Source organism: Billgrantia endophytica, from assembly GCF_002879615.1.
In the GTDB taxonomy this organism is placed as follows: domain Bacteria; phylum Pseudomonadota; class Gammaproteobacteria; order Pseudomonadales; family Halomonadaceae; genus Halomonas; species Halomonas endophytica.
This window is the reverse complement of the sequence record NZ_PNRF01000015.1, coordinates 20481-42072: the sequence shown is the minus strand read 5'-3', so window position 1 is coordinate 42072 and position 21592 is coordinate 20481. Positions and strand designations below refer to the sequence as shown.

The window sequence follows — 21592 nt, the reverse complement described above, 5'->3', positions numbered from 1 at the left end:
CGTCTTCGCAGACCTTGTCGTGCCAGGCGGTCTTCAGTACAGACAGCACGCCCCTGACTGTCAACGTGGAAGCCGTCGATGTGAGCAAACCAAAGGGAGAAGCGCATGGGCCATAATGACGGTTCGGTCCGGGGAGCCGGGTTTGGGATGATGCTGCTGTTCTGGGTGCTGCTCATCGGCGTCGGCACCTGGTGGTTCCAGGGCTTTATCGAGAACCAGCGCAATCCCAATACCCACCTGGTGAATGCCGTGACTGGCGATGGTGAGCCGATCGTGCTGGAGCGCAGCCGGTCAGGCCACTTCATGGCGACTGGCCGGATCAATGGTGAGCCGGTGGAGTTTCTGCTCGACACCGGCGCCACCTATGTGGCCGTGCCGGCGAGTCTGGCCGACCAACTGGGTCTCGAGCGGGCGGGCTCTGCCTGGTTCAATACGGCAAACGGGCGGGTACGCGGTGACCTCACCACTCTGGATGAGGTCAGCCTGGGCGGTTTCTCCGCCACGGAGGTGCGAGGCTCTATCAGTCCCGGGCTGGAAGGAGAGGTCGCCCTGCTGGGAATGAGCTTCCTCAATCGTTTCGATATCGAGATCCGAGATGCTCGCATGGTCCTGCGCCCGGCACAGCAACCCAGAGGAGCACATGACGAATCCCCCTCGAGGCCGTAGCGCCGAACAACCGAAAGAGATACCGGGTCCTGGCTGGCTCGACATTGTCTGGCGCGTCAAGGATGGGCTGGGCGACGATCGCGTCAACATGCTGGCCGCCGGCATTGCCTTCTATTCCCTGCTGTCGCTGTTTCCTGCCATCGCTGCCGTGATCTCCTTGTGGGCGCTGGTGTTCGATCCCCAGGACCTGACTCGTCAGATCGGTGAGCTGAGCCGCTTTGTCCCACCGGGCGGGGCGGGTCTGATCACCGGGCAGGCCCAGGAGGTCAGCGACAATACCGATACGGGACTCAGCCTGACGGCTCTGTTCAGCCTGGCGATTGCGATGTTCGTCGCCTCCAAGGGGGTTCGGGGCATGATGGTCGGGTTGAATGTCGTCTATGGCGAGCAAGAGCAGCGTGGCGTGTTTCATCGGGCGCTGGTCGTGGCAGCGCTCACCCTGGGGCTGATCCTGATGTCCCTGGCCACGATCTCCTTCATTGCACTGTTTCCCCTGGCCATCGGCATGCTTGGCCTCGACAGCACTTCCGTCAGGGTGATCGGCTGGCTGCGCTGGCCGGTGCTGTTGCTGATCATGATGTTCGTCATCGCCGTGCTCTACCGTTTCGGTCCCTATCGCAGATCCCCTCGTTGGGAGTGGGTCAGCGTCGGGACCGTTACCGCAACCCTGCTCTGGCTGCTCGGCTCTGGCGGACTCTCGCTCTATGTCGGCCACGTGGCGCACATGAGCGAACTCTATGGCTCGCTGGGTGCGGTAGTCGTGCTGATGCTGTGGTTCTGGCTCTCCGCCTTCGTCGTATTGCTAGGCGCGGAGATCAACGCTGAAATGGAACGACAGACCCGGCATGACACCACCGTCGGCCCAGACCGGCCCATGGGTGAGCGAGGCGCCTATGCCGCCGACACCCTGGGCCCGAAGGAACCCTGGCAGCAGGCCGACACCCCACGACACGGAGACGACCCATGAGCCTGACCCATCGCCTTGGTATCGACCTTCCCATCCTGCAGGCGCCCATGGCCGGCGTGCAGGGGGCGGATCTTGCAATCGCGGTGTCGGAAGCCGGGGGGCTCGGGGCCTTGCCCTGTGCCATGCTGAGCCCGGCCGTCATGGCCGAAGAGCTCGGCCGGATTCGTGCTGCCACCTCGCGCCTGGTCAACGTCAATTTCTTCTGTCATGTTCCACCTGAGCCCGATGCCGCCCGACAGGCTCGCTGGCACGAGGCGCTGGCTCCCTACTATGACGAGTTCGGTCTCGATATCGCCAGGGTGCCGGATGGCGCCGGGCGTCGGCCCTTCGACCAGGCGGCCTGTGATGTGCTGGAAGCCTTTCGCCCCGAGGTGGTGAGCTTCCACTTCGGCTTGCCTGCCCCCGGCCTGTTGGAGCGGGTAAAGGATTGGGGAGCCATGGTACTGTCGTCGGCCACTACCGTGGAGGAGGCCACCTGGCTGGAGGCGAATGGTGCCGACGCGGTCATTGCCCAGGGTCTCGAGGCGGGTGGCCATCGCGGCATGTTCCTTTCCGACGACCTCACCACCCAGCTTGGCACCTTCGCCCTGCTGCCCCAGGTCGTGGCGGCGGTGTCGATACCGGTCATTGCCGCCGGGGGCATCGCCCACTCCCGCGGTGTGGCGGCAGCGCTGGCGCTGGGTGCCGATGCGGTCCAGGTCGGCACGGCCTTCCTCTGCTGTCACGAGGCCAGTACGTCGGCAATCCACCGCCGTGCGCTCATGAGCGAGGCGGCGGCGCATACGGCGCTGACCAATCTCTATAGCGGCCGTCCGGCGCGCGGCATCATGACCCGGCTGATGCGCGAACTGGGCCCGATCGGTGACGTGGCGCCCGCGTTTCCCCAGGCAACCGCCGCCATTGGTCCGCTGCGCAGCGCCGCCGAGGCGGCGGGAAGCGGGGCGTTTTCACCGCTCTGGGCCGGACAGAATGCGAGCGGCTGCCGTGAGATTCCGGCGGGCCTGAAGGTGAGGGAACTGATGGCTGAAATACCTCGCCGGGAGTCCTGACGAGGTACCGGCGGGACTGATATCATGGATGCATGAACAGTATCCTGCCTGCCATACCGGTCACGGCCCCGCTCGATGACCCCTTCTATTACCTGACGAACTTTCGCTTCGTGCTGGGCTGGGTGAGTGAGCGCCACGACGACCTGCTCGGCGAGCCGGAACGGGACTTCATTGCCGGTTTCGCCAGGATGCCGCTGCCGTCCCAGGCGCTGCTGGTGCGCATGGTCATGCGCAAGGGCGAGCACTTTCGTACGTCACGGCTTGGCTACGACGAGATAGGGGACCCGTTGGCGGCACTTGAACCGCTTGTTGCGGCCGGCTGGGTCGAGGACGATCCACCGCTGACGCTCGATGAGCTCTTTCGCCAGTTGCGCCTGGGCGAGCTTCGCCGGGCCCTCGGCGGTGACATCGTGGCGGCAGGGTTACCGGCGTTGGCCAGCAAGGCGGCGCTGTTGGCGACGCTGCTGCCCATGCATACGACGGAACGGCGACTGGGGGAATGGTGGCCCGGGGTGCAGGCCGGGGAGCGCATCGTGCGCCTGACAGTGATGCCCGTCTGCGAACGCCTGCGGCTGATGTTCTTCGGTAACCTGCACCAGGGCTGGGCGGAGTTCGTGCTCGCCGAATTGGGAGTGCAGCGCTTCGAGCGGGTTACCTTCGGCGCCGAGTCCCGCGCCTTTCAGCGACGGGAGCAGGTCGATGCCTACCTGATGCTTCACCGTCTACGTGAGCGGCTGGAGCAGGGCGAGTCCCCCGGGGTGATTCGTGGTGATGTTCCGGAAGTGCCGGAGGGCAACGCCTGGCTGGCGGAGCGACGGGCCAGGCTGCTCTACCGCCTGGGGCAACAGGCCGAGCGCGCCGGACAGCATGAACTGGCGCTCACGCTGTATGCCGACGGTGGCTGCGGTGAAAGCGGGCAGGTCGACGCACGCATTCGCCGCCTGCGGCTTCTGGAGCGCCTTGGCGAGCATGGCCGTGCCTTGGCGCTTGCTTCCCTGACATTCGACTCGGCAACCGGTGATACCCCGGTCAGTGAAACGGAATGCCAGGCCATCGAACGCCTGTTACCGCGGTTGCGACGGCGGCTGGGGCTGCCGGCGGCGACGCGGCCTTCCGAGCCCACCCCGGAGCGCTGGGAGTATCGCCTCGAGAGACAGAGTCCGGGCGGCACCATTATGGGGGTGGAGCAGGCCGTCTGCGTCCATCTGAGTCGCCCGGATGCACCGGTGTACTATGTCGAGAACGCCCTGCTCACCGGTCTGTTTGGCCTGCTCTGTTGGCCGGCGCTCTTCGCTCCGCTGCCGGGTGCGTTCTTTCATCCTTTCCACAGTGGTCCGGCGGACCTCTATCGTCATGACTTCGTGGCCCGCCGTCGGGACCTGTTCGATGCCTGCCTGGCCCGGCTGGAGGATGGCAGCTACCGCGAGGCGATCCTGGCTACCTGGCATGACAGGCAAGGGGTGTCTTCTCCCTTCGTGTACTGGGACGTTCTGGATGAAACGCTGATCGACCGGGCCCTGGCGTGCATCCCCGCGTCTCACCTGCATGCCTGCTTCGATCGAATGCTGGCCGATCTCAGGGCCAATCGTGCTGGATTGCCGGACCTGATCCAGTTCCTGCCGGAAGACGGCCCGGACCAGCCGCGCTATCGACTGATCGAGGTGAAGGGCCCCGGTGATCGGTTGCAGGACAACCAGCGCCGCTGGCTGGCCTTCTTCCATGCCCAGGGCATTCCCACGGCCGTTTGCCATGTCACCTGGCAGAGCCGGGACGCTGCCTCGTGAGCGAGTCGTTCCGTTACCGTGTCGCGGTGCGGGCGCTGTGCGACTTCACCGCTCGCGAGGGTGACCTCGACCATCGCTTCACTCCCTCGCCCAGCGCTCGGGAGGGCATTGCGGGGCACGCTCTGGTGGCAAGTCGCCGGGGCGAGGGATATGAAGCCGAGGTTCCGTTGTCGGGCTGTTATGCGGGTCTCGTCGTCAGTGGCCGTGCCGATGGGTATGACCCGGTGGCCAACCGGCTGGAGGAGGTCAAGACCCATCGTGGCGACCTGTCGCGCATGGCCGCGAATCATCGTGCCCTGCATTGGGCTCAGGTAAGGGTCTACGGTGCGCTGCTTTGCGCCGAGCGCGATCTCGAGAGCGTATCGCTGTCCCTGGTCTATCTGGAGATTGCCACCGGCCGTGAGACGCTGCTGACCGAGGAGTGGACGGCCAGCGAACTGTCGGAATTCTTCGTGAGTCAATGCCGGCACTTTCTCGCCTGGGCCGAGCGGGAGAGCGGTCATCGGGAGCAGCGTGACGACGCGTTGCGGCATCTGGCCTTCCCCCATGCCGGCTTTCGTCCCGGGCAGCGAGAGCTGGCCGAGGGTGTCTACAAGGCCGCCGCCACGAGACGCTGCCTGCTGACCCAGGCGCCCACCGGGATCGGCAAGACCATTGGCACGCTATTTCCCTTGCTTACCGCCATGCCGCGCCAGGGGCTCGATCGTATGGCGTTTCTGACCATGAAGACGCCGGGTCGTCGCCTTGCCCTGGATGCGCTTGCCCGACTGGGTGCCGGCAGGTATGACAACGTGGCAAAGCATGAGACGACAGTCTTGCCGCTCAGGGTGCTGGAGCTGGTTGCCCGTAGCAAGGCCTGTGAACACCCGGACAAGGCGTGTCACGGCGAGGCCTGCCCGCTGGCGGCTGGCTTCTATGACCGACTGCCGGCGGCACGCGAGGCCGCCGTGTCACGCGGCTGGCTTGACCGCGAGGCGCTGCGGGAGGTGGCCGTAGAGCATGCTATCTGCCCCTACTACCTGGGCCAGGAGCTGGCGCGCTGGTGCGACGTGACCGTAGGGGATGTGAACCATTACTTCGACGCCGGCGCCATGCTGCATGGATTGGCCCAGGCCAACGGCTGGCGTCTGGCCGTGCTGGTGGACGAAGCCCACAATCTCGTGGAGCGGGCCAGGGGCATGTATAGCGCCGAGCTCGATCAGCGTCGTGTCAACCGGCTCCACCGCTCGGCGCCACCGGCTCTTCGCCGCCCGCTGGGGCGCCTGGTGCGGCAATGGCAGACACTCGTTCGCGAGGCGTGTCAACCGTCGGGGGGCGAGGAGGAGAGCCAGGAGCGCCCGGTATACCGGGTGCTCGACGGGCTTCCCGACAAGCTGGTGGGCTCGTTGCAGCAGACGGCGGCCTCCATCACCGATCACTTGAGTGAACACCCGGCCGGAACGGATCCCGAGCTTCAGGAATTGCTGTTCGAGGTTCTCGCCTTCTGTCGGCTGGCGGATACCTTCGGTCAGCATTCGTTGTGCGATCTGGCGCGTCATGGGCGAGGTCATGCCGTGCTTGGCATACGCAATCTGGTACCCGCGGACTTCCTGGCGCCTCGCTTCGCGGCAGCCCACAGTACCGTGCTGTTTTCGGCGACCTTGAGTCCCGGTCACTATCATCGCGACCTGTTGGGATTGCCCGAGAACACGGTCTGGCAGGAGGTGGCGTCCCCTTTCACGGCCAACCAGCTCGACGTGCGCATACGGGACGATATCTCGACACGGCTACGCGACAGGGCGGCATCCGTGGCGCCTGTCGTCGCGGAACTCTCCCGACAGTATCGGGCCAGCCCCGGTCATTACCTGGCTTTCTTCAGTAGCTTTGCCTACCTGGAGGCGGTGCTGGAGCGATTTCGCGAGACGCAGCCGGCGATTCCCGCCTGGTCCCAGTGCCGTGGCATGACGGAGGCGGACAGGGATGCTTTTCTGGCACGCTTCCAGCCGGGGGGACAGGGCATCGGCTTTGCGGTCCTCGGTGGTGCCTTCGCCGAAGGCATCGACCTGCCTGGGGACCGGCTGATCGGTGCCTTCATCGCCACGTTGGGGCTGCCACCCTTCGATTCCTTCAACGAGGCGCTCAAGGCCAGGCTTCAAGAGCGATTCGGTCGCGGCGATGAGTACGCCTATCGCATACCCGGGTTGATCAAGGTGGTGCAGGCGGCCGGCAGGGTCATTCGTGGCCCGCAGGATCGCGGTACACTGGTGCTGATGGATGACCGTTTTGCACGTCGCGACATCCAGGCGTCATTGCCTGCCTGGTGGCAGGTAGCACTCCGTCGGCGTTACGGTTCCTGACACTTTGCTACAGTTTCAGTTTGTTACTGTGCCTGTCGGCGTGCTACTCCTAGTAATGACACACTGACGAGACAAGGAGATGTCTGATGGGAATCGAAGTAGGCGGCCTACTGGGCCTGATTTGGCTGATCATCCTGGTATGGGCCATCGTCAAGGTCGCCAAGAGCCCTGCCGGGCCGGTGGCCAAACTGCTGTGGATCATCGTCCTGCTGCTGTTCCCGCTTGTCGGGTTGATCATCTGGCTGTTGATGGGACCAAAGGGCTAGCGATCCGTCAGAGAGCCTGATGTGTTTCTCGCCCCGAGTGTTTACGTTGCCAATGTCAACGACCGGTGTCAGCAGCTCGGGGTGCTGTCGACCCTCACTCGTCCGAAGTTGCTGAGGATGACCTGGGCGCCGGTGTCCTCCCGGCCGCAGATACGGAAGGTGCCGTTATGGCCTGCCGGCCGACCCAGGGGCCCGTAGCGCACCGGCCGTCCATCCTGTCTGTAGCGGGTCGAGACGACGCGGCTGCCGTTGAACACGCGCAGTATTTCCGCATTGCCGATGTTCCCGCTTTTCAGGTCTCCCAGCACGACCACCAGCGGTGCGGTCCAGTCGTCAGTGCTGCAGGTCACCCGATCCTGGCTGGGGCAGAGGGTAACGGAAGTGCGTCGGGTAATGGCCGTATTGCGTGCCAGGGCCAGAGCGGTCTTGATCCGCTGCACTTCGGTGATGACCTCATGTCGGGCGTTCATCGCCTGGAAGCCGGGCACTGCCCAGCCGAACAGGATGGCCAGCAGAGCCATGACGACCAGCAGCTCGACAAGCGTGAAGCCGAGTTGGCGGGTGCCGCTTGACCGGTGGCGGGGTCCCGGACCGTCTGGAGAAGGCGTTTGCATGGATCGTCCCCGGGCGTGAGATCCCTGTCACTTGGGTCTTTCACTTTACACGGGGACAGAAGATGGCTTCGTAAGCCATTTCTGATAAATGACGTACGCCATCGCCAAATGCGGACCGTGGCAATGGGGACGGACTAGTCGTCGGGTTTCTGCTCTTCCAGATAGCGGTCGCGGTGGGCGCTGGAGCAGAACCATTCTCCCTTGTCGCGCAGGGCCTCGGTTTCCGGAACGTGTACCTGGCACCAGGTGCAGCGGACCATCTTGCCGCCTTCCTGGTCGGGGTCGTTTTCCAGCAATTCCTCGCGCTCGAGCTTCCATGCGCGGTACATACGGTAGAGTTTCAGGCCGGCGAAGAGCAGCAGGCCAAAAATGATCAGGCGAATAAGCAACAGGTTCATCCTTATCGGGCTCCCGGGTGAGGGGTAGCGGCTTTGCTAGCCGGACGTTCATGCGGGACAATGTGATGACTTTGGATTCTCAAGAGATTTCTACGCTCATGCAAGACTTGACGCTGGTGATGGCTCAGTTGGATCCGTTGGTGGGAGACATTCCCGGTAACGCCGACCGTGCCATTGAGGCCGTACGCGAGGCACGAATCGAGCATGGCGCCGATATCGTGGTGTTTCCCGAACTCTACCTGAGCGGCTATCCCCCCGAGGATCTGCTGCTGAGGCCATCCATGGAAACCCGCCTGCGCGAGGCGCGTGCCCGCATGGCGGCCAAGGTGGCACGTGATGTGCTGGTGGTCATCGGCTACCCGGGGCGTCGCGAAGGCAGCACTTACAACCTGGCTGGCCTGCTCTACAACGGCGAATGGCTCGACGAGTATGCCAAGCAGGTGCTGCCCAATTACCAGGTGTTCGACGAGCGGCGCTATTTCGCCACCGGCGAGCGCAGCCTGGTGATCGACCACAAGGGGGCGAAACTTGGCCTGCTGATCTGTGAAGATCTCTGGGACGGGGGCCCGGTAAAGGCGGTCCGAGATGCCGGGGCCGAGATCCTGATTACCCTCAATGCGTCGCCCTACCATCAGGACAAGCCCGGAGAGAGGCTGCGCCTGCTCGAGCAGAGGGCAGCCGAGGTCAATCTGCCGGTGGTCTACGTCAACACCATCGGGGGGCAGGACGAACTGGTCTTCGACGGCGGCTCGGCCTGTGTGGATGGTGACGGCAGGATCCGCGTACTGGCCCCCTACTGGCAGGCGGGCCTGATGCCCGTGCAGTTCGTTCAGGAAAACAGCCGTTGGGTGCCGCAGGAGGGAGAGATCGAGCCCCAGGAAGAGCCCGAGGAGAGCCTCTATTGCGCGCTGGTCAGCGGTCTGCGGGACTACGTCAACAAGAGCGGCTTCGACGGCGTGGTGCTGGGTCTTTCCGGTGGTATCGATTCGGCCCTGTCTCTGGCCATAGCCGTGGATGCCCTGGGCCCGCAACGGGTTCATGCGGTGATGATGCCGTATCGCTATACCGCCGATATCTCCCGGGAGGATGCCGCCGAACAGGCCAGGCTGCTGGGCGTGGACTACCAGGTATTGCCCATCGAGCCCATGGTCGACGCCTTCATGGAAACCCTGGCGGACACCTTCGCCGGAACCGAACGCGACACCACCGAGGAGAACCTGCAGTCGCGCTGTCGCGGTGTGCTGCTGATGGCGATCTCCAACAAGAAGGGCTTGATGGTCCTTACCACGGGCAACAAGAGCGAGATGGCGGTGGGTTACGCCACCCTCTATGGCGATATGGTGGGAGGCTTCAACGCCATCAAGGACGTCTACAAGAGCTGGGTCTATCGCCTGGCCCGCTGGCGCAATACCCAGTCGCCGGCGATCCCTGAGCGGGTCATCGAGCGGCCGCCTTCCGCCGAACTGGCGCCCGAACAGAAGGATAGCGACTCGCTGCCGGAGTATGACGTGCTCGATGCCATCCTGATGCGCTACATCGAGGGGGATATGAGCGCCGAGGCGATTATCGATACCGGCTTCGATCGCGAGGATGTCTACAAGGTGGTGAAGCTGGTCGATCGCTGCGAGTACAAGCGTCGTCAAGCTCCGGTGGGCGTTCGCGTGACACCACGGGGCTTCGGCCGTGATCGTCGTTATCCCATCGTCAACGGCTGGCAGCCCGGCGAATAGGCCCAAGAAACCCGCGACGATGTCGCGGGTCCTCTTCGGGGCAAGGCTCAGGCCGAGAGCGACTGGGTTCGTACGTGCTGAGGCTCGAAGGTACGGCCGCGCAGGCGATCGTTGCCCGGGTCGTTCTCGATCAGCACCTGCAGTACCTCACGGGCACGGTCGCGCATGTCGAGACCGAGGTAGCCTTCCACCATCACGGCCAGGGCATCGCGCGTGGCTTCGGCTTCCGGGTAGTTCTCCACCACCCAGCGACCGCGCTCCACGGCTGCCAGATAGGCACCCTTGCGCAGATAGAAGTCGGCAATGTGCAGTTCGTGACGAGCCAGCAGATTGCGCAGGTAAACGATGCGCTGCTCCGCATCCGGGGCGTATTCGCTGTCCGGATAGCGGCTGACCAGTTCGCGGAAATCGGTATAGGCATCGCGAGAGGCGCCCAGGTCACGTTTGGATATGTCGATCAGCCGCAGCCGTTCCAGGCTGAAGCGTCCCGCCTGCCAGGAAGACAGTCCACGCATGTAGAGGGCGTAGTCGGCCTGGGGGTGGGTGGGGTGCAAGCGGATGAAGCGGCTCGCTGCGGCTCGGGCAGCTTCCCAGTCACGGGTCTCATAGTAGGCGTATATGAGCTCCAACTGAGCCTGCTCGGCATGACGGCCGAACGGGAAGCGAGTATCGATGGCCTCCAGCCGGGAAATCGCCGTGGTGTAGCGTCCCCCCTCAAGCGCATCTCGGGCTTCTTCATAGAGCTCCTGCTCGGCAACGCCGGCAAACTCATCCTCGTCTTCCGTGTCAGCCCTGCCGGCACAGCCAGTGACCAGGGCGGCGGCCAGCAGCAGGGCGACAAGGCGTGTAGCGATGGTGGAAACGCGCATCGTGATCCTCGTGTCAAACAACCCGTGTCGGCCATGGTAGGATTGGCCGTAACCCATCCACTATAAAGCACCTTGCGAAAAAACGCAGTCCTCAGGTGCCTGCTCGGTGATTGCCTCCGCTATGCCCCATACTCTGGAAGCTCAGCAACGCGTGCCCGTAACCCTCGCTGGAATACGCCTCGACCAGGCGGCTTCCGAGCTCTTTGTCGGCCATTCCCGTGAGCGGCTCAAGGGCTGGATCAAGCAGGGCGCCCTGACGGTGGACGGCCGCCCGGGAAAACCCAAGGACAAGGTCGTGGGTGGTGAGTGGCTGAGGCTCGTTGCCGAGATCGAGGACGATACCCGTTTCGAGGCCGAGGATATCCCCCTGAATGTGGTCCATGAAGACGACGAGGTGATGGTGATCGACAAGCCGGCCGGGCTAGTGGTGCATCCGGCCGCCGGCAACCCTGATGGCACCTTGCTCAATGCGCTGCTTCACCACTGCTCGGCGCTTGCCGGTGTGCCGCGGGCGGGTATTGTCCATCGGCTGGACAAGGACACCACAGGGCTGATGGTGGTCGCCAAGACCCTGACGGCCCAGACCGCCCTGGTCGAACAGCTGCAGTCACGTACGGTCTCCCGTGAATACGATGCGGTCTCCGTAGGCGTGATGACTGCCGGGGGCACCGTGGATGCCCCCATCGGCCGCCACCCCCGTGACCGCAAGCGCCAAGCGGTGAATGTCAACGGCAAGCCCGCCGTGACCCACTATCGGGTCGTGGAACGCTTCCGCGCCCATACCCACGTGCGCTGCCGTCTGGAAACGGGCCGCACCCATCAGATCCGTGTCCACATGGCCCACCAGCGCTTCCCGCTGGTGGGCGATCCGGTCTACGGGGGCCGTCTCAAGCTGCCGCCCGGCGCCAGCGAAGGTCTCAAGGAGCTGCTACGGGGGTTTCCCCGCCAGGCGCTGCACGCCCGCAAGCTGGCCTTTGATCATCCCGGCAGCGGAGACCGGGCAGAATTTCGCGCCGCCTTGCCCGATGATCTACTGATGCTGATCGATTATCTGCGCGACGACCGCGAGGCGATGCTATGAGTGATGCCCCCCATCTGCAACCGACCCTGATCGAGCCGGACTGGCCCGCCCCCGCCTCCGTTGGCGCCTTCATTACCACACGTGAGTCAGGCCCCAGCCAGGGGGATTTCGCCTGTTTCAATCCGGGGGACAAGGTGGGCGACAATCCCAACCATGTCGCGCTGTGTCGTCATTTACTGGCTGATGAACTACACGATGACCGCCCGCTCCTGTGGCTGAACCAGGTCCACGGTGCCAGGGTTCAGGCGAGCCACACGGATGCGCTGCCAGAGGCGGATGCCTCGGTGGCCTTCGACCGTGGACATGCCTGCGTCGTGCTGACGGCAGACTGCCTGCCGGTATTCTTCTGCGATCGCCAGGGGACCCGGGTCGGTGTCGCCCATGCCGGCTGGCGCGGCCTGGCCGGCGGCGTGCTGGAAGCCTTGGTGGCGGCGCTGGGAGTGTCTCCCGAGGACCTGATGGCCTGGTTGGGCCCGGCCATCTCGAATGCCCAGTTCGAGGTGGGGCCCGAGGTCCAGCAGGCCTTCGTCGGCGTACACCCCGAGACGGAAACCGCCTTCGATCCCAGCCCCTATCGCCTTGGGCACTACATGGCCGACCTCTACAAGCTGGCGCGGCTGCGACTGGAGCGCCTGGGGCTGTCACATATCAGTGGCGGTCATTTCTGCACCGCCTGTGAGTCGCGCTTCTACTCCCACCGCCGCGATGATGGCCGAACGGGACGGATGGCCAGCGTGATCTGGCTAAGGTGAGCTTGTCCAGGCACTAACGAGCGTCTTTCAGGCGCCAGGCCTTTGCGGAGGCGCTGTAAACCCTTCCATGGGCGCTACATTTGCCCTGCTGCGCTCTCGCATCCTGCTCCGCTTGCAGGACCGGTGCTGGCCATCCATGGCCAACCCGTTCGGAGCAATGCTCCTCACCCATGGCAAATGACCTCCGCTACGACCTGTCCCCTGCGCCGCTCTTCCTGGCACAGCCTGACCTGTGTCAACCTAAAACCCCTTTCCCTGGCGGGCGACTTGAAAGCCGCCCACTCTGACTCCATTGATACTGTCAACGCGATTTGACAGGGCCAAGCGGCGCGTCCAAGCAGCGCTGCCACCCCAATGGAGGATATTCCGGATGCGATTCGACAAGTTCACCGCCAAACTGCAGAACGCCGTGGCCGACGCCCAGTCCCTGGCCGTGGGGCGCGGGCATAACCAGCTCGACCCGGGCCACCTGCTGCTGGCGCTGCTGGATACCAGGGATACCGGCCTGAAGGCGCTGGTGCAGAAGGCGGGCGGCGATGCCGCTCGCCTGCGCGACAGCCTGGCCGGCTACCTCGATAATCTGCCCAAGGTCGGCCAGTTCGACGGAGAGGTCCAACCTTCCCGTGACCTGGTGCGGCTGTTCAATCTCACCGATCGGGAGGCCCAGAAACGTGGCGATCAGTTCATCGCCAGCGAACTGGTGCTGCTGGCGGCGCTGGAGATGGGTCATGCCGTGAGCAAGCTGCTGACCCAGGCTGGCCTGAGCCGCAAGACCCTGGAGGCGGCCGTCGACAGCGTGCGTGGCGGTGAGAGGGTTGACGATCCCAACGCCGAGGATCAGCGCGAGGCGCTGGAGAAATACACCCTGGACCTGAACGAACGGGCCGCCAACGGCAAGCTCGATCCGGTGATCGGCCGCGACGACGAGATCCGCCGCACGATTCAGGTGCTGCAGCGGCGCACCAAGAACAACCCGGTGCTGATCGGCGAGCCCGGGGTGGGCAAGACCGCCATCGTCGAAGGGCTGGCCCAGCGTATCGTCGACGGTGAGGTGCCGGAAGGGCTCAAGGACAAGCGCGTGCTGTCGCTGGACATGGGCGCGCTGCTGGCCGGCGCCAAGTTCCGCGGTGAGTTCGAGGAGCGCCTCAAGTCGGTGCTCAAGGAGCTGTCCCAGGAAGAGGGACGGGTGATTCTGTTCATCGACGAATTGCATACCATGGTCGGTGCCGGCAAGGCCGAGGGCGCCATGGATGCCGGCAACATGCTCAAGCCGGCCCTGGCCCGCGGTGAGCTGCACTGTGTGGGTGCCACCACCCTGGACGAGTACCGCAAGTACATCGAGAAGGATGCCGCCCTGGAGCGTCGTTTCCAGAAGGTTCTGGTGGATGAGCCCAGCGAGGAGGATACCGTGGCCATCCTGCGCGGTCTCAAGGAACGCTACGAGGTTCATCACGGTGTCGATATCACCGATGGGGCCATCATCGCAGCGGCCAAGCTCTCGACCCGCTATATCACCGACCGCCAGCTTCCCGACAAGGCCATCGACCTGATCGACGAGGCGTCGTCGCGCATCCGCATGGAGCTCGACTCCAAGCCCGAGGAGATGGACCGCCTCGACCGACGCCTGATTCAACTGAAGATGGAGCGCGAGCATCTCAAGAAGGAGACCGACGAGGCGTCGAAGAAGCGCCTCGAGGCTCTGGACGGCCAGATCCATGAGCTCGAGCGTGAATACGCCGATCTCGACGAGATATGGAAGGCCGAGAAGGCCAGCATCCAGGGGGCGGCCCAGTTCAGGGATGAGTTGGACAAGGCACGTATCGACCTGGAGCAGGCCCGCCGTCAGGGCGACCTGGCGCGCATGTCCGAGTTGCAGTATGGCCGCATCCCCGAGTTGGAGAAGCGCATCGCCGAGAGTGGCGAGGGCGAGGCCGACACGTCAAAGCACCAACTGCTGCGCTCCAACGTCACCGAGGAGGAGATCGCCGAGGTGGTCTCGCGCTGGACCGGGATACCCGTGTCCAAGATGCTCGAAGGCGAGCGGGACAAGCTGCTGCGCATGGAGGAGGCACTGCATGAGCGCGTGATCGGCCAGGAGGAGGCGGTCGGGGCGGTGTCCAATGCGGTGCGGCGTTCCCGTGCGGGGCTCGCCGATCCCAATCGTCCCAACGGCTCCTTCCTGTTCCTCGGCCCGACCGGGGTGGGCAAGACCGAGCTGTGCAAGGCGCTGGCCGGCTTCCTCTTCGACACCGAGGAGGCCATGGTGCGCATCGACATGTCGGAGTTCATGGAGAAGCACTCCGTGGCACGGCTGATCGGGGCACCTCCGGGCTATGTGGGCTATGAGGAAGGGGGGTATCTGACCGAGGCGGTACGCCGCAAGCCCTACTCGGTGCTGTTGCTCGACGAGGTCGAGAAGGCCCATCCGGACGTGTTCAACATCCTGCTGCAGGTGCTGGAGGATGGCCGCCTGACCGATGGCCAGGGCCGTACCGTGGACTTCCGCAACACGGTGATCGTCATGACCTCCAACATGGGCTCCGACATCATCCAGCGCATGGGGGGTGACGACACGGACTACGAGCAGATGAAGGGAATGGTCATGGCGGTGGTGGGGGACCACTTCCGTCCGGAGTTGATCAACCGCATCGATGAGGTCGTGGTCTTCCATGCCTTGAAGCAGGACCAGATCCAGGCCATCGCCGGCATCCAGCTCGACCGTCTGCGCTTGCGGCTTGCCGAACACGACATGGGGCTCGACGTGAGTGACGAGGCCATGGCGCAGTTGGCGGTGGTGGGCTTCGATCCGGTCTTCGGGGCCCGGCCGCTCAAGCGAGCCATCCAGAGCCGGATCGAGAACCCCCTGGCCCAGGACCTGTTGGCTGGAAGGTTCATGCCCGGCGACGTGATTCACGTTACAGCCGAGGACGGGAAACTGGTCTTCACAACCTAACGGCACAAAGCGTTACGTTGTCGATCGGGCGGCCAGTCGGCAACTGTCTACACTGAAAGTCAGGTTGCGTCCTGTAACCCCTTTGCCCGCCAGCTCCCCCAGCAGGCGGGCTTTTTTACACGCCGGGGCCTTGCCGGAATCACCCTTTTGGACTAGCGAATGTCGCTTGGCGGTTGACACTGCCCCGGGGCTATTGGAATCTTGAGCGTTCCTGATTTGCGGGCGCGGATTCCAGCGGGCAACCCCCCATTACCGCGCGACGGGTAGGCCACGTTGCCTCTACCCGCCGAAGGACTACCGGGACGGGTCAACCGCTCGTCCTGGCCAACGCCCCGACGCGGCGATCTGTCGTGATGAGAGTGCAGGCCCCAACCGGGCCAATGCCAGGGTTTGGCATCAGGTGCCGGCGTATCCGGCAGCGACATACCGTCGCACTCGAACCCGTGCCCGTCGAAGGGCGCGGATCGCACTCGAGACCTCCAGGGGAGATACATCAGTGGAATTGCTTTCCGGCGCGGACATGATCGCCCGATTCCTGCAGGATGAGGGCGTTGAATACATTTACGGCTATCCCGGCGGCGCGGCGCTGCATATCTACGACGCGCTGTTCCGCCAGGACAAGGTCAAACACATCCTGGTGCGCCACGAACAGGCGGCTACCCATGCCGCCGACGGCTACGCCCGGGCTTCGGGCAAGCCCGGCACGGTACTGGTCACCTCGGGGCCCGGTGCCACCAACGCCGTCACCGGCATCGCCACCGCCTACATGGACTCCGTCCCGATGGTGGTGCTGTGCGGCCAGGTGATGAGCCACTTGATCGGCGACGATGCCTTCCAGGAAACCGACATCATCGGCGTGACGCGGCCCATCGTGAAGCACAGCTTCTCGATCAAGCACCCCTCCGAGATTCCGGAAGTCCTCAAGAAGGCCTACTACCTGGCGGCAACCGGGCGCCCGGGTCCGGTAGTGGTGGACATCCCCAAGGACATGACCGCGCCCACCGAACGCTACGAGTACGTCTATCCGAAGAAGGTCAAGATGCGCTCCTACAACCCGGTGGCCCGCGGTCATACCGGCCAGATCAAGAAGGCCGTGGAGCTGATGCTCAAGGCCAAGCGGCCGGTGTTCTATACCGGCGGTGGCGTTGTCACGGGCCGGGCCTGCGAAGGGCTGACCGACATGGTCAAGCGTCTAGGCTTTCCGATCACCACCACGCTGATGGGGATTGGCTCCTACCCCCAAAGCGATCGGCAGTGCCTGGGCTGGCTGGGCATGCACGGCTCCTATGAGTCGAACATGGCCATGCACCATGCCGACCTGATCATTGCCATTGGCGCGCGATTCGACGATCGCGTCACCAACAACACCTCGAAGTTCTGTCCTACCGCCAAGATCGTGCACGTGGACATCGACCCCAGCTCGGTTTCCAAGACGGTGCGTGCCGACGTGCCCATCGTCGGGCCGGCGGGCAGCGTGATCAGCGAGATGATCAGCCTGATCCAGGGCAAGGAGATCGCCCACCCCGAGGCTCTGGCCGAGTGGTGGCAGAAGATCGACGGCTGGCGCGAGGAGCGGGTTGGCAAGCTCTACGAGCCCTCCGAGCCCGGCGAGGCGCTCAAGCCGCAGGAAGTCGTCGAAGCGGTGTGCAAGGTCACCCGCGGCGAGGCCTATGTGACCACGGACGTGGGTCAGCATCAGATGTTCGCTGCCCAGTACTACAAGTTCGACAAGCCCAATCGCTTCATCACCTCGGGCGGCCTCGGCACCATGGGTTTCGGCTTTCCGGCCGCCATGGGTATCAAGAAGAGCTATCCCGGCGATGACGTGGTCTGCATCACCGGCGAGGGCAGTTTCCAGATGATGATGCAAGAGCTCTCGACCTGTAAGCAGTACGCGGTCGGCGTCAAGATCGTCAACCTCAACAACGGCTCACTGGGAATGGTGCGCCAATGGCAGGACCTGAACTACAAGTCCCGTCATGCCCACTCCTACATGGAGTCGTTGCCGGATTTCCAGAAGCTGATCGAGTCGTATGGTTTCACGGCCATCAAGGTAGAGCGTCACGAGGATCTCGAACCCGCCCTCGAGCGGGCCTTCGCTGATACGAACGAGCTGGTGTTCCTCGACATCTATGTCGATCCGCGCGAGCACGTTTATCCGATGCAGGTGCCCCTGGGCTCCATGCGTGACATGCTGCTTTCCAAGACGGAGCGGACCTGATGCGCCATATCATCTCGATTCTGATGGAAAACGAACCGGGCGCCCTGTCTCGCGTGGTGGGGCTGTTCTCGCAGCGCAACTTCAACATCGAGACGCTGAACGTGGCGCCCACCGAGGACGAGACCCTGTCCCGGCTGACGGTGACCACCGTAGGCGATGACCGGGTGATCGAGCAGATCACCAAGCACCTCAACAAGCTGATCGATGTGGTCAAGCTGGTGGATCTCACCGAAGGCAACCATATCGAGCGCGAGCTGATGCTGGTGAAGGTGAAAGCGCTGGGAGCGGCGCGTGATGAAGTCAAGCGCACGGTGGATATCTTCCGTGCCCAGATCGTCGACGTGACGCCGAGCCTCTATACCGTTCAGATCACCGGCGATGCCGGCAAGCTGGATGCCTTTCTTCAGGCCATGGGGCCGGTGGGCATTCTCGAAGTGGCGCGTACGGGGGTCTCGGGTATTGCCCGGGGAGATAAAGTATTGAGCCTTTAATGCCACGTTGTCGTATCGGCTCAGGCCGCCCTCCAGGGCGGCTTTTTTGTCAATGCTCTTTCACTTCATCCCATAGGGCCTGGATCAGCGGGCTCTTAAGGCGCCGATTGAGAACGCAAAGACCGACATCGTAGTGAGGCAGCTCCGGCTTGACCGGCAGGACTCTGACGCGCTCGGCCAGCGGGCTGTTGTCGAGTACGATCTTCGGCACCACGCCGATCCCGAAGCCCAGGCTCACCATGCTGACGATGGCTTCGTGGCCGGCTACCTGAGCGTAGATGCGCGGCGTGACGCCAAGGGCCTTGAACCAGGTATCGCTGTATTCCCGTGACAGTCCTGCTTCGGAAAGGATCATCGGAACTGCCTGCCACTGTTCCGCCGAGGGAGATTCCGGCGTGGAAGGAATCCAGTCGGCAGGTGCTCCAGGGGCGATGAAGACCAGTGGCGATCGGGTCAGCGACTTGAAGGCCAGGGCGGCAGGCGCACTGCGTGGACGTGGTGTGATCGCCATGTCTTCCTCGCCGTTCAGGACTTGGGACATGGATTCGGCCGGGTCGCCGGTGTGCAGTTTGAGCTCGATATGTGGGTGACGCAGGCGAAATTCGCTGAGCAGGTCGTAGAGGAAGCTGTAGCTGGCCGTTACCGAGCAGTAGATGCTGATCTCGCCGGAGAGTTCGCCCTCCTGCGTGCTCAATGTATGACGTAGCAGCTCCCACTGGCTCACCGCATCTCTGGCGTAATCCTGGAAGACGAGACCTTGGCGGGTCGGGGTGACATGGCGATTATCGCGCTCGAACAGTCGTGCCCCCAGGCTTTGTTCCAGTTGACGAATGGTCCGGGAGAGCGTCGAGGGGCTGACATGGCAGAGCTCGCTGGCTCGGCCGAAGTGCAGCGTGTCGGCCAAGGCGAGGAACTGCTTGAGGGCGCGTATATCCATGGCGGCATTATTGCATGATTTGGCATACCATGTTGCATATATAGCATTTTACGCAACATCCCTGGCGGCGTAAGGTGGACCTCATCGAATGCACCGAAACCCAGTGCCGCGACAGACGGCGCGGGTGGCCATCAACGCTGATACCTAAACCCTCGGGTCAACCAATTCAGGAGCACACCATGCGCGTTTACTATGACAAGGACTGCGACCTCTCCCTCATCCAGGGCAAGAAGGTCACCATCGTGGGCTATGGCTCACAGGGCCATGCCCATGCCAATAATCTGAAGGAGTCCGGTGTCGACGTCACCGTCGCCCTGCGTGCCGGTTCTTCCTCTGCCGCCAAGGCCGAGGCGGCTGGCCTGAAGATCGCCAGCGTGCCGGAAGCCTGCAAGAGCGCCGACGTGGTGATGATCCTGGCGCCGGACGAGAACCAGAAGGCGATCTACGAGCAGGAAGTCGAACCCAACCTCAAGGAAGGTGCGACCCTGGCCTTCGCCCATGGCTTCAACATCCACTACAACCAGATCGAACCGCGCAAGGACCTGGACGTGATCATGATCGCGCCCAAGGCACCGGGTCACACCGTGCGCTCCGAGTTCGTCAAGGGTGGGGGCATCCCCGATCTGATCGCTATCCATCAGGATGCCTCCGGCACTGCCAAGGAGCTGGCTCTCTCCTACGCGGCAGGCGTTGGCGGTGGCCGTAGCGGCATCATCGAGACCACCTTCAAGGATGAGACCGAGACCGACCTGTTCGGCGAACAGGCCGTGCTGTGCGGTGGCGCCGTGGAGTTGGTCAAGGCCGGTTTCGAGACCCTGACCGAGGCAGGCTATGCGCCGGAGATGGCGTATTTCGAGTGTCTGCACGAGCTCAAGCTGATCGTCGACCTGATGTACGAGGGCGGCATCGCCAACATGAACTACTCCATCTCCAACAACGCCGAGTATGGCGAGTACGTGACCGGTCCCGAGATCATCAACGACGAGTCTCGTGCCGCCATGCGCAATGCGCTCAAGCGCATCCAGACCGGCGAATATGCCAAGATGTTCATCAACGAGGGCAACAGTAATTACCCTTCGATGACCGCTCGTCGTCGCTTGAATGCCGAGCATGATATCGAGCAGGTTGGTGCCAAGCTGCGCGGTATGATGCCCTGGATCGCTGCCAATCAGCTGGTCGACAAGACCAAGAACTGATCTGGGCGGCGTATGAGCCGGACAAAGGCGCGGAAAACCGCGCCTTTGTCGCATCTGAATCATGGTCGATTCGCTTTTCGCCCCGGTATCACCGTGTAGAATGAAGTCTCACCTTCGGGTGAGCCCATTCTGGCAACGGACGAGACGAATGAGTCAGGATCCCCGCAATACCGAGCACGACACTCATCGGGATGGCGCCGAGTCTGGCCCCGCCGAGGACGAACGGATTCCGCCGGCCGAAGAAGACATCGCCGCTGCCTTTGTGCGAGAAACGGAGGTGATCGAGGAATCTATCGAAGATGGCAAGAAGGTGCGCAGGAAAGGCATCTACCTGTTACCGAACCTTTTCACCACTTCCGCCTTGTTTGCCGGCTTCTTCTCGGTGGTGGCCGGCATCAATGGCGACTTTACCGCAGCAGCGGTTGCGATCTTCATTGCCATGGTGCTCGATGGCCTGGATGGGCGTGTCGCCCGCATGACTAACACCCAGAGCGCCTTCGGGGCTGAATATGACAGTCTTTCCGACATGGTCTCCTTTGGTGTCGCGCCGGCGCTGGTCGCCTTTACCTGGATCCTGCAGGACATCGGCAAGACCGGTTGGGTAGTCGCCTTCCTCTACGTAGCCTGTGCGGCTCTGCGTCTGGCACGCTTCAACGTGCAGATTGGCAGCACCGACAAGAAATGGTTCATTGGTCTGCCGAGCCCATCGGCCGCCGCCTTCGTGGCGGCGAGTGTCTGGACCTTCCACAGCTTCGATGCCGATGCGGTCGGGTTCAAGGTATTGATGCTATTGGTTGTTGCGGCGGCCGGTGTATTGATGGTCAGCAACATCCGCTACTACAGCTTCAAGGAGATCGATCTCAAGGGGCCGGTGCCATTCGTGGTGCTGTTGGCCATTGTGTTGGGCTTCGTGGTGATTTCCGTCCAGCCCTCGGTGATGTTGCTGTTGCTGTTCAGTGCCTATGTGGCGTCAGGACCGGCCATGGCCATCATGCGCAAGATAAAGCAGCCGACCGTTACCGGCTGAATCCGGACGCTTTCCGCCATGGCGCCCGCCCAGCGCGGGCGTTGTCGTCTCGGGTCGGCAGCCGAGCTACCACAGGCATTCGTGACCGAGTGCCTGTGGAACACCCTTCCTGCGCCGGCTGAAACTTTTTTACCCAAAGCCCTTGCGGCCGAGCGCGCCAGCCCGTAAAGTACGCATCCGCTGCCGGCAACGGCTAACGTTGCCAGCGGTGGAAGTGGAGAAAGTGCTTGTTTCTGTTTGGTTTTTTCGAATCGG

General features: G+C 63.4%; 18 protein-coding genes. 14 read left to right on the top strand and 4 right to left on the bottom strand.

Annotation, left to right across the window (positions count from 1 at the left end; translation table 11 throughout):
* Positions 1-105: 105 nt before the first annotated feature.
* The 6 genes from C1H69_RS08085 (at position 106) to C1H69_RS08060 (ending at position 7068) form a co-directional block, all read left to right on the top strand.
* Positions 106-666: a retropepsin-like aspartic protease family protein gene (locus C1H69_RS08085; protein WP_102652901.1), complete on the top strand. Its 561-nt coding sequence runs from the start codon at positions 106-108 to the stop codon at positions 664-666.
* Complete coding sequence (locus tag C1H69_RS08080) at positions 641-1633, top strand: YihY/virulence factor BrkB family protein (protein ID WP_102652900.1); 993 nt, start codon at positions 641-643, stop codon at positions 1631-1633. Before C1H69_RS08085 ends, C1H69_RS08080 begins: the two co-directional genes overlap by 26 nt.
* Positions 1630-2682 (top strand): NAD(P)H-dependent flavin oxidoreductase, encoded by a 1053-nt coding sequence (locus C1H69_RS08075; protein WP_102652899.1) that lies wholly within the window; start codon positions 1630-1632, stop codon positions 2680-2682. Before C1H69_RS08080 ends, C1H69_RS08075 begins: the two co-directional genes overlap by 4 nt.
* Positions 2683-2714: 32 nt before the next feature.
* Positions 2715-4466 (top strand): VRR-NUC domain-containing protein, encoded by a 1752-nt coding sequence (locus C1H69_RS08070; RefSeq protein ID WP_102652898.1) that lies wholly within the window; start codon positions 2715-2717, stop codon positions 4464-4466.
* Positions 4463-6802 (top strand): ATP-dependent DNA helicase, encoded by a 2340-nt coding sequence (locus tag C1H69_RS08065; RefSeq protein WP_102652897.1) that lies wholly within the window; start codon positions 4463-4465, stop codon positions 6800-6802. Before C1H69_RS08070 ends, C1H69_RS08065 begins: the two co-directional genes overlap by 4 nt.
* An 86-nt stretch (positions 6803-6888) precedes the next feature.
* Positions 6889-7068, top strand: a complete 180-nt coding sequence (locus tag C1H69_RS08060; protein WP_102652896.1) for a PLD nuclease N-terminal domain-containing protein — start codon at positions 6889-6891, stop codon at positions 7066-7068.
* A 68-nt stretch (positions 7069-7136) separates the two neighbouring features.
* On the opposite strand, the gene C1H69_RS08055 is transcribed toward C1H69_RS08060, so the two are convergent.
* Together C1H69_RS08055 and C1H69_RS08050 are read right to left on the bottom strand one after the other, a co-directional pair.
* On the bottom strand, positions 7137-7682 hold the full coding sequence (locus tag C1H69_RS08055; RefSeq protein WP_102652895.1) for a GspH/FimT family pseudopilin: 546 nt from the start codon (positions 7680-7682) through the stop codon (positions 7137-7139).
* A 134-nt stretch (positions 7683-7816) separates the two neighbouring features.
* The gene (locus C1H69_RS08050) at positions 7817-8080 is read right to left on the bottom strand and encodes a PP0621 family protein (protein ID WP_102652894.1); all 264 of its coding nucleotides are present in this window, start codon (positions 8078-8080) and stop codon (positions 7817-7819) included.
* A 98-nt stretch (positions 8081-8178) separates the two neighbouring features.
* Here C1H69_RS08050 and C1H69_RS08045 point away from each other — a divergent pair, with 98 nt between their 5' ends.
* Positions 8179-9810 (top strand): NAD+ synthase, encoded by a 1632-nt coding sequence (locus C1H69_RS08045; protein ID WP_102652893.1) that lies wholly within the window; start codon positions 8179-8181, stop codon positions 9808-9810.
* 47 nt (positions 9811-9857) lie between these two features.
* Here the strand turns inward: C1H69_RS08045 and C1H69_RS08040 are convergent, their stop codons facing one another.
* The gene (locus tag C1H69_RS08040; protein WP_102652892.1) at positions 9858-10679 is read right to left on the bottom strand and encodes an outer membrane protein assembly factor BamD; all 822 of its coding nucleotides are present in this window, start codon (positions 10677-10679) and stop codon (positions 9858-9860) included.
* A 121-nt stretch (positions 10680-10800) separates the two neighbouring features.
* Between C1H69_RS08040 and rluD the strand changes: the two genes are divergently transcribed.
* The 5 genes from rluD to ilvN all read left to right on the top strand — a co-directional run bounded on the left by rluD (position 10801) and on the right by ilvN (position 18177).
* Positions 10801-11760: a 23S rRNA pseudouridine(1911/1915/1917) synthase RluD gene (gene rluD / locus C1H69_RS08035; protein ID WP_102652891.1), complete on the top strand. Its 960-nt coding sequence runs from the start codon at positions 10801-10803 to the stop codon at positions 11758-11760.
* Positions 11757-12512, top strand: coding sequence for a peptidoglycan editing factor PgeF (gene pgeF / locus C1H69_RS08030; protein ID WP_102652890.1), 756 nt, complete (start codon positions 11757-11759; stop codon positions 12510-12512). Before rluD ends, pgeF begins: the two co-directional genes overlap by 4 nt.
* Before the next feature lie 370 nt (positions 12513-12882).
* Entirely contained in the window at positions 12883-15465 is a 2583-nt protein-coding gene (clpB, locus tag C1H69_RS08025; protein WP_102652889.1) for an ATP-dependent chaperone ClpB, read from the top strand.
* A gap of 496 nt (positions 15466-15961) precedes the next feature.
* On the top strand, positions 15962-17686 hold the full coding sequence (locus C1H69_RS08020) for an acetolactate synthase 3 large subunit (RefSeq protein ID WP_102652888.1): 1725 nt from the start codon (positions 15962-15964) through the stop codon (positions 17684-17686).
* Positions 17686-18177: an acetolactate synthase small subunit gene (gene ilvN, locus C1H69_RS08015; protein ID WP_102652887.1), complete on the top strand. Its 492-nt coding sequence runs from the start codon at positions 17686-17688 to the stop codon at positions 18175-18177. The genes C1H69_RS08020 and ilvN overlap by 1 nt, the downstream gene beginning before the upstream one ends.
* Before the next feature lie 49 nt (positions 18178-18226).
* On the opposite strand, the gene ilvY is transcribed toward ilvN, so the two are convergent.
* On the bottom strand, positions 18227-19114 hold the full coding sequence (gene ilvY, locus C1H69_RS08010) for an HTH-type transcriptional activator IlvY (protein ID WP_102652886.1): 888 nt from the start codon (positions 19112-19114) through the stop codon (positions 18227-18229).
* Positions 19115-19293: 179 nt separating this feature from the next.
* Here ilvY and ilvC point away from each other — a divergent pair, with 179 nt between their 5' ends.
* Both ilvC and pssA read left to right on the top strand, forming a co-directional pair.
* Complete coding sequence (gene ilvC / locus C1H69_RS08005) at positions 19294-20310, top strand: ketol-acid reductoisomerase (protein ID WP_102652885.1); 1017 nt, start codon at positions 19294-19296, stop codon at positions 20308-20310.
* A 148-nt stretch (positions 20311-20458) separates the two neighbouring features.
* Complete coding sequence (gene pssA / locus C1H69_RS08000; RefSeq protein WP_102652884.1) at positions 20459-21337, top strand: CDP-diacylglycerol--serine O-phosphatidyltransferase; 879 nt, start codon at positions 20459-20461, stop codon at positions 21335-21337.
* Positions 21338-21592: the final 255 nt, after the last annotated feature.